This window comes from Acetobacter vaccinii, from assembly GCF_008365315.1.
Classification (GTDB): Bacteria; Pseudomonadota; Alphaproteobacteria; order Acetobacterales; family Acetobacteraceae; genus Acetobacter; species Acetobacter vaccinii.
In genome coordinates this window covers 2,360,724-2,377,956 of record NZ_CP043506.1, presented here as the reverse complement: position 1 = coordinate 2,377,956, position 17,233 = coordinate 2,360,724, and the positions used below count along the sequence as shown (strand labels likewise).

General features: G+C 54.1%; 11 protein-coding genes, 1 pseudogene and 1 other annotated feature. Of the genes and pseudogenes, 3 read left to right on the top strand and 9 right to left on the bottom strand.

Annotated elements, in window-relative coordinates:
• Positions 1–99 precede the first annotated feature (99 nt).
• From FLP30_RS10705 to FLP30_RS10695, 3 genes are all read right to left on the bottom strand, one after another.
• Positions 100–2,634 (bottom strand): TonB-dependent siderophore receptor, encoded by a 2,535-nt coding sequence (locus tag FLP30_RS10705; RefSeq protein ID WP_149279805.1) that lies wholly within the window; start codon positions 2,632–2,634, stop codon positions 100–102.
• A 176-nt stretch (positions 2,635–2,810) separates the two neighbouring features.
• Positions 2,811–3,815, bottom strand: a complete 1,005-nt coding sequence (locus FLP30_RS10700; RefSeq protein ID WP_168200089.1) for a FecR family protein — start codon at positions 3,813–3,815, stop codon at positions 2,811–2,813.
• Between the two features lie 133 nt (positions 3,816–3,948).
• On the bottom strand, positions 3,949–4,446 hold the full coding sequence (locus tag FLP30_RS10695; protein WP_025860961.1) for a sigma-70 family RNA polymerase sigma factor: 498 nt from the start codon (positions 4,444–4,446) through the stop codon (positions 3,949–3,951).
• A gap of 491 nt (positions 4,447–4,937) precedes the next feature.
• On the opposite strand from FLP30_RS10695, the gene FLP30_RS10690 reads away from it, so the two are divergent.
• Together FLP30_RS10690 and FLP30_RS10685 are read left to right on the top strand one after the other, a co-directional pair.
• Positions 4,938–6,116 (top strand): site-specific integrase, encoded by a 1,179-nt coding sequence (locus FLP30_RS10690; RefSeq protein ID WP_149279803.1) that lies wholly within the window; start codon positions 4,938–4,940, stop codon positions 6,114–6,116.
• Positions 6,117–6,318: 202 nt separating this feature from the next.
• A pseudogene (locus FLP30_RS10685) lies at positions 6,319–7,553 on the top strand (IS3 family transposase).
• Positions 6,606–6,722, top strand: a sequence feature (AL1L pseudoknot). (Overlaps the previous pseudogene by 117 nt.)
• Before the next feature lie 306 nt (positions 7,554–7,859).
• Here the strand turns inward: FLP30_RS10685 and FLP30_RS10680 are convergent.
• A complete protein-coding gene (locus FLP30_RS10680) occupies positions 7,860–8,795 on the bottom strand; it encodes a DUF2493 domain-containing protein (protein WP_035353812.1) in 936 nt (311 codons plus the stop codon).
• A gap of 314 nt (positions 8,796–9,109) precedes the next feature.
• Positions 9,110–10,189, bottom strand: coding sequence for a DUF7146 domain-containing protein (locus FLP30_RS10675; RefSeq protein WP_149279802.1), 1,080 nt, complete (start codon positions 10,187–10,189; stop codon positions 9,110–9,112).
• Between the two features lie 74 nt (positions 10,190–10,263).
• Here FLP30_RS10675 and FLP30_RS10670 point away from each other — a divergent pair, with 74 nt between their 5' ends.
• Complete coding sequence (locus tag FLP30_RS10670) at positions 10,264–10,557, top strand: HU family DNA-binding protein (protein WP_168200127.1); 294 nt, start codon at positions 10,264–10,266, stop codon at positions 10,555–10,557.
• Positions 10,558–10,634: 77 nt separating this feature from the next.
• On the opposite strand, the gene FLP30_RS10665 is transcribed toward FLP30_RS10670, so the two are convergent.
• From FLP30_RS10665 to FLP30_RS10650, 4 genes are all read right to left on the bottom strand, one after another.
• Positions 10,635–11,837: a DUF932 domain-containing protein gene (locus FLP30_RS10665; protein WP_149279801.1), complete on the bottom strand. Its 1,203-nt coding sequence runs from the start codon at positions 11,835–11,837 to the stop codon at positions 10,635–10,637.
• Between the two features lie 135 nt (positions 11,838–11,972).
• Positions 11,973–14,042, bottom strand: coding sequence for a ParB/RepB/Spo0J family partition protein (locus FLP30_RS10660; protein ID WP_149279800.1), 2,070 nt, complete (start codon positions 14,040–14,042; stop codon positions 11,973–11,975).
• Between the two features lie 218 nt (positions 14,043–14,260).
• On the bottom strand, positions 14,261–15,568 hold the full coding sequence (locus FLP30_RS10655; protein WP_035353823.1) for a hypothetical protein: 1,308 nt from the start codon (positions 15,566–15,568) through the stop codon (positions 14,261–14,263).
• 322 nt (positions 15,569–15,890) lie between these two features.
• Positions 15,891–17,192 (bottom strand): hypothetical protein, encoded by a 1,302-nt coding sequence (locus tag FLP30_RS10650; RefSeq protein WP_149279799.1) that lies wholly within the window; start codon positions 17,190–17,192, stop codon positions 15,891–15,893.
• Positions 17,193–17,233 lie beyond the last annotated feature (41 nt).

Below are 17,233 nucleotides of genomic sequence, written 5' to 3'. Positions count from 1 at the left end.
CGGATATTGCACAGGAGCATCCAACGACTTTGAACTGATTCGAAGGGCAAGATTTGGATTTAAAGAGAAACGGACGCTATAGTTGGGAACGATGAAGTTTCACCAATTATAGGTTAGATTTCCATACACGCGCCTACCTTGACCAAGGTAACAAACGGCAGTCGAGCATGCTGTTAAATAATATTTGTTTGTCAAATTCGAAACAGCGATTTGTGCTTTCAACCCACGAAGAGAAGACGATACTGCACCGAAATCGTAGTGGGCTCCGAGATCAAACAAAACATAAGATGGCGTTTTAAATGATTCAACATTATCAACATATGTAGCTCCGACATATCTCAATCCCCAATTGAGACCAAACCCTTTAGCTACATTCTGCGGTATCGTATAATCGGCAAAAATAGAAAACATATTACGCGGCACTTGTGGAACCGACATCCCTTCTTCTGAGAGAGCATTTCCATAATATGATTTAGTATAAGGATTGTAGCGCTGATCTGTTACGTTACTCTTTCCAAATCTTATATCCGTATAGCTATAAGACGCAACCAGTCTTAAATCGCGTGTAATATTAGCATTCGCGGATACCTCGAAACCCTGAGATACAACTCGACCAGCGTCAGCACTAAAGCCTGAATGAGTTAGGTCACTAATGAGATAGTGATCTTCGTCAATATGAAATGCAGAAGCTGTTAAAAGAATGTCCTTATGCGGAAATTTGTACTTAAGCCCAGCCTCAAATTGTTTACCAGTCAATGGAGCAAATGGCTGACCAAGATAATTTGTTGATCCTGCCTGAGGAACGAACGATGTGGAATAACTGAAGTAAGGAGCAAGGCCGAAATCGAAATTATAGATAAGGCCCGCACGCCAAGTGAACGCGCTTTGCGGTTCACTACCCGCATCGTTATTAGTAGACATTTTTGTTCCGTAAATATTATAATTTATGACGCTTTTCCGAGAATAATTGACCCAGTCTTGACGGCCTCCCAGCAAAATAGAAAGGCCTTTCCATTTTATCTGGTCTTGAAAATACAGACCATCTTGAAAATAACTTAGAGCTTGACGATCACCGAATGTGAAGCACGATTTACTTGAAAAACTGAAACAATAGGATAAATTACTATAATACTCTTGCGGATTATACGAATTAATTAAATTACTAGATCCCAAATCATACTGAAAATATTGTGGGTAATTAAAGTTACGAAAATCATTTCCAATGACCCACGTGTGACTAACCGGACCGGTTTTAAATTTTCCGAACAGGCGAGTATCGAGGCTTGATGTCGTTTGGTTAGTATTGAAGAGCCAAGGGGTCCACGCAGTGACATTGCTTTGTCCAGTGCTTGTTCCCGTATTCAAATACGAGGTCTTCATATTATATTGGCTGTTTTCCCAGCGGAATACCTGACTAAAATTAATGTATTTATTAAAATTATGCTTAAATTGGTATTCAAACATCGCATCTTTATTGCCTGCAGTGTTCCATCCAGGCAGGCCCAAAAATGCACTTCGGGGTATCCTAGTCTGGCCGTTGGAAATGAGAGTGCCAGAAATAGGATATTCTGCAGAAATACCGTCTCCTGGGGTATACATATACATTCCCAAGAGGGTAAGGGACGTTTTCCTATCAATATCCCATGTAATAGAAGGCAGGACACCGACCCGGTGGTAATCGATATAGTTTGTTTGGCTTCCTTGTGTGACACCGATAGCCGCAATACGGTACCTTACGTTCCCAGATTCAGTAAGCTTATCACTAATATCAAATGTTGCTTCATAACGCCCCCAGTTCCCAAACCCTAACGATGCCGAATGTAACGGTGTATCTGTGGGTTTTTTCAAATCTATTGAAAGCATTCCACCCGGCGTGACTTGTCCGTACATCACTGAAGCCGGACCATTGACCGCTTCAATGCGCTCAACAAAAGCGGTTTCCCCTGCGCTAGATGATGTTGTCATCAGGCCGTCGATAAACTCCGTAGTGGCAAAACCTCGTTGCATGATGCCGTTGGATGGTCCTTTAGCTGCACCATTTCCCGCCGTGCCAAAAGTTTCTGCAAAAACGCCGGGCGTATAACGCAATGCCTGTTGCACATTTTGCGGCTGCTGATCCTGCATTATCTGCTTTGTAACAACATAGATAGAATTAGGTATTTCGGTGATTGGTGTATCCGTTTTGGTGCTAGCCATTGTAGTTGTGGCGACGTATCCGACACCTGGGCCAGTCGGGTCTTGTTTAGAGATTTGTCCGCCTACCCGAACAGGACCGAGGGTGATGTTGGCAGTGGCGGGTACCAAGGTAACGACGTTAGCATTGACGCGATATGTCAGTCCTGTGCCACTCAGAATTTGCGCCAAAGACTGCGAAGGCGACATTGTTCCATTGACCGCATGGGACGTCTTACCTTCGACCAATGACGCTGGAATACTCACCTGCAAACCAGCCTGACGACCAAACTGTGTCAGCGCTGCGGGCAAAGATTGCGCAGGTATGTGAAACTCTTTTGCCGCCGTCGTTTGCGCGTGCAGTGGCGAAACTGCAATTCCGCCTAAAGCCGATGTCAGTAAAAAGACCTTGGAATTTCCAATATATTTCCGCATCCGTGCGTCGCCGGATTTTGCACCCATCACCTGATGACCTTCTCTATGCTACAGCCCGATGGCGCTTGCTGCGTTGCGCATTTTATGCGAACGCGACGCAACTGCATGCCCTATGTTTCTACTGACTGTTGAGGGGGTCTTTTTTTGAAATTTCTGAAAAATAAAATACAGACTGATTTATATAGTGCTGTCAGAACAAGGCGTTAGCTTTCAGAAAGAATCACAAGCCACGGCGATATTCTGGTAATTTTAATCCCGTAGGCATCGGCCAAAGCCTTGATCGCTGCCTGCGGATGCCGCAGATCGTAGACACCCGTTACACGGCGGTTGCCGAGCCTGCTCCCCGAAAGAATGAGTAGCCCTCGATGCCACGGACGGATTGCCTCCACGACATCGGATATTGTCCGGTTCTGAACAGTGAGCACCCCGTCACGCCATCCCGCGATCATAGTCGGGTCGGCATTGCCCCGTCTCACAAGATGGTCAGCAGAGATCGCAACAGTTTGTCCGGCGACAATATCTTCGGATATCGCTGGTGGGTTAACAGACATTACCCTGACCACACCGCTTTCTACAGAAACCTCTGTTTCCCGTTCTGCTTCCTGCACGTCGAATTTCGTACCGACATCCATGACGTCCAGATCATGCGCGACGACGTGGAAGGGTTGCTCTGCGGAATGTCTTACATCAAACCACGCTTCCCCTTGCAGAAGTCGAACAGTGCGTGAATGCGCATCGGACGTGAATGCGATCGCGGAACGGGGAGCAAGAGTCACAGTGCTTCCATCGGGCAGAGACACAGTTCGTAACTGGCCTATACCCGTCACCTGATCCGCCTGAAAAAAGAGGCGCACATCAGAACCAACAATGAACCAACTTACCGCCACACTCGCGGCAAGGGCTGTTACCCCATACAATCGTCTGCGACGCACAGTTCGCCCGGACGCGACCTGCCCAACGACCATAGAAGACGCAGCCTCGTTCAAGGCCGGACGCCATGTGTCTTCAAATGCTGGCTTCGTTTCGCCTATACCGCCGTAAACCCGTGAGATTTTGGCCCAGGCACGCGCATTCTCTTCTGTCGCGTGTAACCAGATATTGAACTTCTGACGGATTGTCTGATTTTCACCCTCTTCCTGGAGCGAAATTACCCAATCCAGGGCCTCACTTTCTTCGGGCGTCAGATTTTCCAGATCATCGGTCTCCACCACGAGGCCCCCAAACACAAACGGACATGCGGGAAGGCATACCCGTAGGCAGACCGATCCATCTCCCTCTTATTATGAAGAGACTATCGGACACGGGATTTTTTCGGGAAAAACATCTTGGCATACGAGAAAATCAGCCCAACTTCGTCAGGCAGTGCGCCACACCCTTACGTATGAAATAATGAGCCTGCGTCGTGGAAACGTCCAGCGCTTCCGCGATTTCCCGTAGTTTTGCACCACCCAGGCGGTGCATTTCGACAGCTATCCGTATGTTATCCGGCAACTCAGACAACGCTTCCTGAAGCCGGAAAATTTCCATACGAGAGAGAGTCTGTTGTTCTGGCGAAGCTTCCGTCGATGCCATTTCGGCCAGATTTGTATCTGAATCCGCGACAAATATCCGCTCGCGCCTTTTCCGTGACCGGATATGGTCAAGGGCCAGATTATGCACTACGCGTCGCAGATAAGCCGCCGGTTTTTCCAGTAGCTGCTTGGCAGCAGCTTCGGCCAGCCGGACATAAGCCTCCTGGACAACCTCTTCTGCCTGATCACGGCTTCCCGTCAGACGCCAGGCGTAGCTCACCATTTCGCCGTGCGCCTGCGCGCTATGTTTGTAGGTTGCCGTGCTCACCCGTCGCTGTCCTGAATTCCGACTCACAAAGTGAGAACCGTTCGCATTTCTGGTTACGTCAGGACACCGTGAAAAGCAAGGAGAACGGAAGTAGACCTAAACAGCTTGGCCCGATTCTTGCCCTTCCCGGCCCTCTGGCGGCGTGCCTTCTGCGTCTCGGAACTACGCGTGAATTCGCTTCCTGATGATTCCTATATGATTCCAGTTGTGGGTCTGGAACGCAGAAAGCCCGCTCGGAGAGCGGGCTAACTACTTGATTTCGTTTGGAAATTTTGGTTGCGGGGGCAGGATTTGAACCTGCGGCCTTCAGGTTATGAGTTTGTAGGTAAGAGCTACGCCCCACCACGAAATTCCCCGACGCATCCCGAAGAACCACTACTATCCTATTATTTTAATTGAATAAGTCGTTCATTTTGGCTCTTCTGCCTACGCTTACTCACGCTGACGTTTCAATCCCATTTGCATCCTATATGCATCCTGTGGAGGAAGCCATGCCCCGGATATCAAAGCGCATAATCGCCACCCTCCAGCCTGCCGAAAAGGACTACATCGTCTGGGACGATCAGGTCGCCGGCTTCGCCTTGCGGGTCTGGCCTTCGGGCCGGATGAGCTACGTGGTTCATTACCGAGCCAATGGGCGGTTCCGACGTTATACGATCGGCCATCACGGTCCCTGGACGGCAGACAAAGCCCGCGATGAAGCGATCAAAATCCTCGCCCGTGTGAAAGACGGCAACGATCCAAACAGCGAACGTGGCGAAGAGCGGACCTCCCCCACCGTCAGCCAGTTCTGCAAGATTTTCGTTGAACGGCATGTGAAGACGCATCTGAAATCAACCACACAAGCCGAATATCAACGCGCGATTGACCTGTTCATTACGAAAAAAATTGGCAGCCGGAAGATGGCCGCTGTCACGCATTCTGATGTCGTCACATTCCACCACACCTATCGGCATATCCCGTATCAGGCCAACCGGACTCTGGGGGTGCTGTCGAAAATGTTCTCTCTGGCAATCCTCTGGGGTGTGCGGACAGACAACGTCAATCCATGCAGGGGCGTGAAACGCTATAAGGAGCAGAAGCGCGAGCGCTACCTCGCAGCAGAGGAACATCAGCGCCTCGGCAAAGCACTCGACGATGCCCGTTCCACGATTCCGGAAGCCGTCAATGCCTTTCAACTCCTGCTTTTAACTGGTTGCCGTCTTCGAGAGATCCAGCGCCTGAAATGGGAATATGTCTTTCTGGACGAAGGAGTAATCAGGCTACCCGACAGCAAAAATGGCGCTCGCACCGTTCAGCTGGGCGAGAGTGCGGTGGGCCTGCTGAAGAGCATCCCCATGATCGCGGGCAATCCGTATGTCATTACTGGCCGGAAGGACGGTGGCCATCTAACCGATCTGGAGAAGCCCTGGCGACGCATCCGCAAGGAAGCCGGGCTGGAGGACGTCCGCATTCACGATCTTCGTCATTCCTTTGCATCCGACGCGCTTGAACTCGGCGAGGATCTAATCATGATCGGAAAACTTCTGGGCCATCGCGATCTTAAATCGACCGCACGTTACGCCCACCTCAAGAGGGAGCCTATCCAGCGTGCGGTCAAAGGGATCGACCTCAAAATCTCTGCAGCTCTCGCGACAAGCCGTGTCACGTCACCAACCTCAGTCGATTAAGCCGCTATGGATATTTTCGCGCCAGGCGCTTTGTTCGGATGAAGGAGAGGAAAGCCGCCGCCTTTTCTACCAACAGATAAAGCGCGGGCGTGGTGAACATGGTCTGGGCCTGGCTGACGAGCAGGCCACCAATCAGCGCAATGCCCAGCGGCTGAACTGCCCCGGGTTTACCGGAGAGTAAAATTCTCGGAGGATGAGCCCTATGGTAGAGAAGAAGAAGACATCACGTTATTCGCCTGAGTTCCGTGAGCGCGCGGTGCGCCTTCTGGACGAGCATCGCTCGGATTACCCGAGCCTATCAGCGGCCTGTCGCGAGATTGGTGGCAAGCTTGGCTGTTCGGGCGACAGCCTGCATGACTGGTGGAAGCAGGCCCGGCGGGACGCGGGTGCGCAGCCGGGGCCAACCACGGCCGAGACGGCACGGATCAAGGCGTTGGAGCGTGAGGTCCGTGAACTGCGTCAGGCCAATGAGATCCTCAAGAAGGCCTCGGCCTATTTTGCTCAGGCGGAGCTCGACCGCCCGTTTCGCAAATGATCGCGTTTATTGAAACCTGCCGTGCCGATTACGGGGTCGAGCCAATCTGTCGCGTTCTGCCGATTGCCCCGTCCACGTTTTACCAGCAGGCGGCCATAGCAAGAGATCCGGCCACGGCCAGCCCGCGTGCCCGGCGCGATAGGGAACTGATGGAACATATCCGCCGGATCTGGCAGGACAACCGTGCTGTTTATGGTGCGCGCAAGGTGTGGCATAGCCTGCACCGTGAAGGGCGACAGGTGGCGCGTTGCACTGTTGAGCGCCTGATGCGCAAGATGGGTCTGAAGGGTGTCATCCGGGGCCGGAAGGTCATCACGACCCGTCCGGATACGGCGCGCCCCTGTCCCAATGACAGGGTTAACCGGCAGTTCCGGGCCGAGGCCCCCAACCAGCTCTGGGTTTCGGACTTCACCTATGTCCAGACCTGGAATGGCATGGTCTATGTGGCTTTCGTCATCGATGTGTTCGCCCGCAGGATCGTGGGTTGGAAAGTCTCGACTTCCATGACCACCCAGTTCGTGCTCGACGCCCTTGAACAGGCCATCTGGCAACGAAAGCCTGCGGGAAATAAGGTGCTGATCCATCATTCGGACCGTGGCTCACAATATCTGTAGATCCGATATACCGAACGCTTGGCGCTGGCTGACATAGACGCCTCAGTCGGCACGGTCGGTGACAGCTACGACAATGCGCTGGCAGAGACCATCAACGGTTTATACAAGGCCGAGGTCATCCATCATCTGGGGCCATGGAAATCCATGGCGCAGGTCGAATGGGAAACCCTCAGATGGGTGGACTGGTATAATAATCGACGCCTATTAGCACCAATCGGCTACAGGCCGCCCGCCGAAGCCGAACGCGCCTTCTATGAAGATCAGAGCGGGCTTGATATCGCTGCCTGATTACTGAACAAATCGCTCTCCGGTAAACCCGGGGCAGTTCACTGCTGTTTCGACCTGTTCACCGACGAGGAAGGGGACCATCGCCTCCCTCATCCATCGTCCCCGCAGCCGGAACGGGGAAAGAGGTCACGCCCCGCATCCGATCTCTCCGGGTGGGGCCTTCCGGGGCGCGGTCCATCCCGTTTGCTTCAACCGGTAGCGCGGGCAACAGAGAGCCCGACGGACAGTTCTGAGCGATCGGCGCTACGCGAAAAATCGTTTGTGGTACTCATCGTTTTCGGGATGCATCGAAAAAGACAATGGCGCTTACGCGCCACTGTCCTTGCGGAACCGCCAGACCGGGATGCCCATCTGTTTGGCCTTGTCAGCCAGATTGTCCTGAATGCCCGATCCCGGAAACACCATGACGCCTACGGGCAGGACTTTCAGCAGGGCGTCGTTGCGCCGGAACGGGGCGGCCTTGCCGTGCCGGTTCCAGTCCGGCTTAAAAGCGATCTGCGCGACCTGCCGATGATCGGCCCAGCGGGAGGCGATGAATTCCGCGCCCTTCGGTGAACCACCATGCAGCAGCACCATGTCGGGATGCTTCTCGCGCACCTTGTCCAGCCGGTTCCAGATCAGGTGATGGTCCTCGTAATCGAGACCACCGGTCACCGCGACCTTTGGTCCGGGAGGCACGAGCAGTTCTGTTTCGGCCTTGCGGCGGGCGTTGAGGAAATCACGACTGTCAATCATGGACGCCGTCAGGGTGCTGCGGCTGACCAGCGAGCCGGAGCGGGGCCGCCAGGGCGACATCGTCAGGCGTTCGAACTGGTCGCAGGCGAGGTCACGGAAGATCTCGTAGGCGTTGCGTCGCTCCAGCAGGGTCAGTCCCTCGGCGATGAGGCGTTCCAGTTCCACCGAGCGGATCTCGCTGCCATCCTGTTCCTGCTGGCTGCGTTTCTGCGCCGCCTCGTTACGGTCGAGATCGCGCTCCACCTGCCCGACCATGCGGTGAAAGACATTGACGGTAGACCAGAGCAGCGGTTCGAGATCGGGTTCCAGCCTTGTGTCGGTCAGAGTGGCTGACAGGGCGTCGAAGATGTCAGCCACCGCGCCCTCGATCTGGCTGGCGTCGGGCAAGGGCCTCGGGTCCGGCTCATCCTCGAAGGGACGGTGGCCGTAAAGCTGAAGCTCGGCCAGCACGTGGGCGGTGGAAGAGGTGGCGTGTGCGGGTTCGAAATCGTCCTGTGTGCGGGTCATAGGTCTGTCCTCCGGTTCTGGCCGCGCCTCTCGCGGCCTTTCCGGGGGCGGAAAGCGGCAGACGAAGGCCGGGCCGGAACCGCGCAACGCGCGGCCGGAACGCAGTGGAGGATGGCAGGGAGACGGCTATTTTGCTTCGCGATGCAAAGCGCGGCACGCGCGGCGGAAAATAGCCGTCTCCGCCATTGCAGGCCCGGCCTGACTGACGCCCGCTCCCCTCCAGAAAAGGCCGCGGGCGCGCCCTATCCGGAAACGGGACAGCCCCGCACCACACCGGAAAGAAGTTAACCCGCACACCCCCTTCCCGGCCCGCCTCAGTGCGTGAACGGATGCAGGAACTGCGCCACGTCCTGCGGGGCAAGCTGGGGATGCAGGATCGCCCGCATCGCCCCGCACCCGAGATAGCGCAGATCATCGTTGAAATCCGCCAGACGCGGTGACAGCAAAAGGCACTCGATCCCGGCCTCCTGCGTCCGGGCGAGCAGGGTCGTCACCGCATGGTCGCCGGCCGGGTCGTCATCGCGCAGCACATAAAGGCGGCGCAGGGCAGGCGGAAACGCCATGGCGGCGAGATGCGCCGAGGACAGGCACGCGGCCAGTGCCAGATCGGGCATGATTTCGTGGAGCGACAGCACCGTCTCGATCCCCTCGCCTGCCGCCAGAACGTCAGACACCGTGCCAAAGCGCACGGCATGGCCGAGCAGGTCGCCCATCGCCCGGCGGGGGATTTCGACAGGGGCCTTGCCGCGTCCGTCGCGCGCCAGCCAGGTGCGATGCACGCCGGTCACGCGGCCTTGAAGGTCGGTCACAGCGGCGATCATGGCAGGCCAGGTCTCGGTCGGACTGTCAGTATCGGCGCGGTAGTAGCAGTCAGGATGGAAACGCAGCGAGGACAGGTCCGTCAGGCGGGTGAGGTCACGATGGCGCAGCCAGGTTTCCGCCTGCGTCCCGGCAATTGGGCGGGACATGGCCCAGAGCCTTCGTGCCGCATCAGCGGTTCCTGATGCCTGCGGGGAAGCGTCATGCCCGAACGCATCGGAACGACCGCGATCAGAGGCTGGTCGTGGCTGTGGTTGCGGCAGGCAGAGAAAGCGCCGGGCCTCGTCGGCGACATCACCAAAATCCAGCAGCCCGAGGCTTTCGCGGATGATGTCGAGCAGATCGCCATGCTGCCCTGTTGCGCCATCCGTCCATTTTCCCGCACGGCCACGTCCATCCGGTCCCCCATGCAGACGGACATAGAGCGACCGTCCCGGCGTGTTGTGGACATCGCCGACCAGCCAGTAATTGCCATGCCGTCGCCCGGCCGAGAGGTAATGACGGCACACCGCTTCTGCGTTCTCCGCCAGCCTGCGGGCCAGATCGGCGGCATCCCATGGCGGCATGTCTGTCATCGCACCCTCCCTGCAGGCTTGAAGACGCCATAATTCCCCCGTAACGGCAGGAGCAGCGGGTTCCGGCCCGACAGATAACGAAGGATAGTTCCATGAAGATTGCCGATCTGGTCGATCATATCGCCACCACCACTGACACGAGCAAGACCGATACCCGCAAGGTGCTGGACGCCCTGATCGACACCATGACCGCCGCTGCCAAAGCGGGTGACGACATCACCCTGCCGAACTTCGGCAAGTTCAAGGTGAAAGAAGTCGCCGCCCGCGAAGGCCGCAACCCGGCCACGGGCGCGACCATCCAGATTGCGGCCTCGCGCAAGCTGGCCTTCACGCCTGCCAAGGCGCTCAAGGACAGCCTGAACGACTGACCTGCTGACAGGTGAAAGGCGGCGGACCTCGTCCGCCGCCCCTTCCCCATCACGCCAGTTTCTGATGATGACCGGCTTCATCCGACCTTCTCCATCAGCTTGCGCGCCCTTCCCTCCAGATCGAGGCGTGTGTCCTGATTGGTCTTCGTCCGTGCCAGTGCGGTAATGCCCTGCACGAAATCGAACACGCTCTCGGGCTTGCGCCCTTCCTCGTGCAGCACCGTTTCGATGATCTTCGTGGTTTCCGGTTTCGAGAACCCGCGACGACGTAAGAACGTTTCACGATCATCATCGTTCTTCGCCACCAGAGCGCGACGTGAGGCCTGAATGCCCGAGATGAACGAGGTCGGACTGGCCGTGGCGAAACTCCGGAGCGCCGGCGTGGCTTGATGCACGAAACGCGAAGCGGCAAACTTGCTATGCCGGATGGTGATCTGTTCGAAATTTTCCACACCCCAGAGCATCCTGTTCTGGCACACTCCGCGCAGGTAGAAGGACGCAATGCCAAGACTTTTACTGCCGACTTCCGAATTCCAGGCGTAGAAGCCCCGGAAATAGAGATCAGGATCGCCATTGGGCAGGCGTCCCGCCTCGATCGGATGCGTATCGTCCACAAGGAACAGGAATACGTCGCGATCAGATGCGTAGAGCGTCGTGGTTTCCTTCGTGATGTCCACGTACGGATTATGGGTCATGGTCGCCCAGTCAATCACACCGGGCACCTTCCAGTTGGTATCGCCTGTGCCGTCGCCGGCGATCTTCCGCACGGCACCCACCAGTTCATGGTCCCAGATGCGGCCATAATCAGGACCGGTTACGGCGCGCAGCTCGACGCGCCCGTCTTCGGTTTCCAGTGTTTTCACCAGTTCGGCGCGGTGCGACAGCAGGCCGTGCTGCAGGTTGATCGCTGCCAGCGGGGCCGGAAGGTTACGCAGGTAGGACGACGGCGCGCCGACTAGGCTGCACATCTGGCCGAACGACCAGTGTGTGGGTGCGATCGGCTCATTCTGTCCCGGCACGGTCAGCGTCAGGCGTTCGGCATTGTCGCGGGACGCTTCCACGCGAATGGCGCGGCTTTCCACCGTGCGGGCCGTGGCCCGATCTGCCCGCGCCAGAGTCGCGGCATGCAGGTCGGACAGCGACAGATAGCGTTCGTCATCGGATCGCGAGAACCATTCGGACGATACTCGGGCATTGCGCTCCCCACGCGAAAGATCGATCCGGAAGCCACCGGACGCGGCGCCACGGGGTGCTGGGGGCAGGATGGTGGTCGTGGTCATGGAAAACTCTCCTCTATGCCGGTTATTCGGCACCAAAGGCGAAGCCGCCCTCTCCCTCTTTCCGGGGTGCCTGACATAAAAAAGCGGCTTCCGGGCATCGGAAGCCGCTGTCTCACAATCCCAAAACCCATCGTTTTATTCGGCGGCGATGGCCTCGATGCCTTCAGCAGCTACCGTCATATCGGCAGATGTGTCATCTGGCCGCCCTATCGTGCGCAACGCTTCGGGTAGCCAGCCCGAACCTTCCAGCAGCCGCTCGGCCTCGCGTGCCATGTCGGGCTTCTTCAGGTGGGCAATGCGGTCAGCCGCATCGTCACCGCGCGCTTCCCGCACCGCCTGCAGGATACGCGCCTTGGTCACCCGGCCGAGATAGTTCTCCACCGTCGGCTGCCAGCCCGCCGCCACCATGTCGAGGCTGAGGGCCAATGCCAGACGGTCTACCCGTTTGAGGCGTTCGGTCACGCTGCGCTGCGACACGGCCCCATACGAAGGCATACGCTCATAAAGCGCGTTAACCCCGAAAGACAGGCAGTGCGCCAGCAATGCCATGCGACTGGTGTCGTCCAGCCCGTCGATCCAGCGCCACAGTGCGTCCTCGTCCTCAGGCAGATCGTGCTTCCAGCCCTCGTTGCGCTGCCGTAGCCCATGGGCTGGAAGGCTGCCCGGCATATCCGGCGAATGGACGGGCAGCGGGATTTCCCGGACATAGGCTTCCAGGCAGTCAGCCCCCGGTGTCTGCCAGTAAACATCCCGCACAAGCGTGTGTAGGAATTCGGTCAGGGCAATGTGCGGATTGCTGGCAAACGCGTCCCGCAGCGCCAGCGTGCGCCAGGCCGTCAGTTCGGTCAGCAGCCGGTCAGGCAGTGGTTTGATCCCGTCTTCTTCCTCGGGTTCAACGTCGGGAGCGGTAGTATCGCCGGCATCGCTGCCATAACCAGCAATATGTTCATCCCGCCCATCATACGCGGCATGATCGTATCTATCGGCACCGCCGGCATCAGCATCGTCGGGCTCGGTCGGCATGTCCTCGGGCAACACGAACCCCCTCTCCACCTGCAATGTGCCATCGCTGGCGAGGCTGACGAAAGCCCCTGCCCGCGCCATGTCGGCAGGATCGAACGCCAGAGGCCGTTCCTCCAGGGCAAGGATCGCCTGTTCAATCCCGCCCAGCCGTGCATCGACCTCGTCAGGGTATTCATCGGCCTGAGCGTATTCTGCTTCTATGGTTTCCTGCTCGACACGCAGGGCTTCGAGACGGGCGGTTTCTTCATCAGAGAGTGGCACTTCCGTGCCATCAATTTCCGCGAACTGCCGTGTGTGCCCCCATGGAAACGACAGGGACGTTTCGACCCATTTCCAGCCCTCAGCGCGGATATCCTCAGCGGCTGTATGCAGTTTTTCCATGACCAGCCTGTCCAGAATGGCCGGATCCTGCAGCCAGCCACCATCATCGGCTTCGAACAGGTCGCGCATGATAGCACCACCTGCTGCGAGATAGGCGTTCAGCCCCACGAAACGGGCGCGTGCGTCCGAGGCCCGAACGGTCTTTTCGGTCAACATACGGCGGATGACATAGGGTTCGCGGTTATGGTTCTGAAATACGATCTCCCAGACCTGTTCCTGCCGCGCGTGGTCGTCGCTGATGGAAAAGGCCATCAACTGTTCCAGTCGCATGCCATCCTGCTCGTAGACCTCAAGCAGCTTGTCGGACACGGTCATCAGCCGCAGGCGCTGTTTGACAACAGCAGGTGTCACGAAGAACGCGGCGGCAATTTCATCTTCGGACATGCCCTTTTCCAGCATGTCGCGAAAGGCGCGAAACTGGTCCAGCGGATGCAGGGCCAGCCGCTGGACATTCTCGGCCAGGGAATCCTCCTCGGCGAGAATGGCCGATCCGGCCTCGCGCACGACGCAGGGCACGGGGGCGGTCTTCGCCAGTTTCTTCTGCTTCACCAGCAGTTCGAGCGCGCGAAAGCGCCGTCCGCCGGCAGGGACTTCGTAAGTGCCGGTCTCGGCCCCTTCGCCATCAAGCACGGGACGGACATTCAGGCTCTGCAGCAGCCCGCGACGCTCGATGTCGCGGGCCAGTTCCTCGATCGACAGGCCGGACTTTACCCGCCGCACGTTGGACTGCGACAGCACCAGCCGGTTGAACGGGATGTCGCGGGACGAACTCAGGCTGATTTTGGGAATAGCGGTCGCCATTGCGAAAAACTCCATGACGGGCGGATAGGAGACTCTCCCCTACCCTCTCAACCCGTCACGAAAATTCGCGCAGCCCTCTGTCTCTGACTGCTACACTCACGCCACCCCGCCCCCTATTATCGGCCGAAAAATTTCGGCAATGGAGGGGAGGCGGAATGTCCGCTATAGGAAATATCAGAGAAAGCCAGAATAGTTTCTCTTCATGCTCATCTTCTTTATTAAACTCTCACTATATCATTTTGACTGTGGCTTTCACGAATAGACGCAGCAACATCCATGAAAATTTTTGTATTTCTATAGCGAGAATAGGTCTTCAATGAAGCAGCCAATACATTGCCAATTGATGTGATTCCAGAGTTTGTCAGTGACTCCATCATATCAGAGATAACTGTTCCGTTTACTAAATTAGGTATTGATTTCGCAAGGAAACGAGTGGAAAATGAACGACTTTCATCTACATACTCTTTCCATGTATTTGAGACTAAAGCCTTTTCTTTCAGTTCTCTAAACGCCAACTGTATTTCAACATTGAACTCTTGTATGAACTTTGCAGCGTCGTCCTCGCCAATATGTTTTTCATAATTTTCTATAGCAGTTAGAATAGCCGTTCGCATTGCACAAAAAATGCTATCTCTTTCACGAAGATCCAAAAGAATTTCATTGGTGAGCTTAGTTGGATCAAGAATGAAACCTGTTTCAAAAGGAAGGCTTTGGTAAATATATTCTAATTCTCGATATGTTAAATGACGATCAGAATTTTTACAAAATTCCTCATATTTAGAAATACTTTCATAATCCATTACTGGGATAACAACATCTGGCATAATTAAACTTGCCATTTTGTTTTCAGCATGCCCCCGGTATCCTTTGGCCGCCAATATTCCTTCAGGAACCGACAATTCATACTTCTTTTCAGAAGTATCCGTTAATCGATTTACAAATTCTTTAGGGCTAAGAGCTCCTTGCCACATCAGTTGCGAATCAAATTCTACGCCTTCCGCTTGTTCACTTTCAGATGATTTTGTCATTCCAATTTGTGCAGGAATTAATAATCCTTCTGCAATTAGGGATCTTACCGGTGCGAGTAAAGACAATCCCAACCCAGCAACACCACTATCAATTTGATTTTTCTGGGAAAATGTCTCCTCAAAAGGGTCCCAAAAAAATATCGCATCTGCAAACATCAACAAAGATCTGATTTTTTCTATATCTTTCAAGTTCATTATTAAAAAAATACCAGGATCATCTCTGCACTTTTCTCTCAATCCATTATCAATAGAAGCTGCAGAATTTAAATTACCTATGCTTTTATCTTCACCACCTATATTTTTATCTATCACTTCACCATAACGGACAGAAATGCTCTCTGTAGACCACTCACTGTAGAACCTTTGCAAGGTGGCATTCAAATCGGATATCAAATAGGTTTTGCCAGTATAATTTGCATCGATTGGGCACCCGACGGCCCCCTCAATCGCCCCGAGATAGGCTAGACCAATTTCTTTAAAGTGCTTTTTAAAGCTCATCGAACACATATCCCTTTTTATATATTAATAATTGGAATAAATTTATATTTAGATATTATCTGCAATCAAGTATCTGAAAAATACTGATTACCTCATGTTCGCTATGCAGGAAACGAACCGCTAGTCGGAATAACGATTTCCGCGTTACCGGCCACGATCTTCGTCGCCACGGATCCACGGATGCCAATCTCATACGCTGAAATGCTCACCCATAATTTTCCGAACAGGCTCTAAACTCCCGAAAACAGCCATCTATCATGTGGTGCGAGACCCGACTGATGCTGCGTTCCGACCTAATAGTAGAGATGCAAGGAAAAGAAATTCAAAAGTCCATATTGGCTGAGTCATCAATCATGTGGGCCCAGACCTCGATAAATTTCCCCATTTCTTCGTCGCTTTTCATCGCCTGCTGATATGTTCCATCCGTTGCGAGCGTGAGAACGCATGGGAATCCAGTTTCGAGGTATTGTCTTGCCGGCCCTCTACCCATTGACCACAGTTGGCTCAGGAAACGCTCTATTCGCGCATAGTCATTCTCCCAGTTCCTCACGTTATAAGTTCCAAACCGAAATTCGGAACGATTGTCGTTGTCCAATATTTTCAGAGGTACCGAGCCAACACGCGAGTGAAACTGAAAAGTCGAACCATCTTTTCCAAAGGATCCGTGTGCGACGTAGTTACGCAATTCAGTTCTCAAGTCCAAAATTTCATCATAAACTAACTTGTCATCAGAGACTGATAGGTCGAAAACTAATTTGCACTTTTCTCCAAATTCGCGTCGAAGCAAATCAGCGATTTCCTTTCCAGTCGTCAATTTACACATCAGGACCGCAATATGGACAAGAGCTTGCTCACACCAGCAGAAGAATGCATCTACAGCGGTTTCATGCAGCCAAACTGATTGCTTACGAAAGTCATAAGCAGGAAAAGAAATTGTAGTCCAATTTAAAGAGCCTTCTTCATCGTAGCCTTTTTCTACGACACGATTTTCTTTTTCGGATTCAAATTTTTCCAAGAGCATTTTACTTTGCTCTTTTAGGAAAACGTACTTCTCCCAAAGCTGAGGGCACTTTGATTCAAGGTTTAGGTTAGAAGTAGTGGACGCCTCTTTTGCTCGCCAAAGGTAGTAAGGTCTTGCAGCTTTAATTCCCCTCTTTACCGCTGCATAGACAGCCTCTGGATTACCACCTTCGGAACATTCAATTCGCATTCCAAACTTTGCGTATACAATGCTGTATTGTTGTCCTTCGAAATCAAGCTGGATAATGTATGCGACCTTCTCAAATGGGCCTAAATATTTGAAACCAAGAAGATCTACGAACAGAAAGAAAACGAGGTAGTAATCGTGGGAAGGTATTCCCCTAAACACGACCAGCTTTCCAGAACTGCGCGAAGGCACCTGCAACTTCTCTATAGGAGAGATTGCTCGTAGTGCGTTTTGGCGCGTCTCATCCAGTGAAAAACTACCCATAAGCCGATTTAAGATGATTTTTGTTTTTCTGGCAATCACAGGGAAATGGCAACTAGAGCGTTTTCTGCGCTGAATGAATCGGTTGGGATTCCAAAATTGGTGATGATCTGATTCAAGATGACAGCCGAGATAGGGGCCGGTTGTAGATGTCATCACGCACATTGTCTCTGGATCTCCACGAACGTGTTGTCACG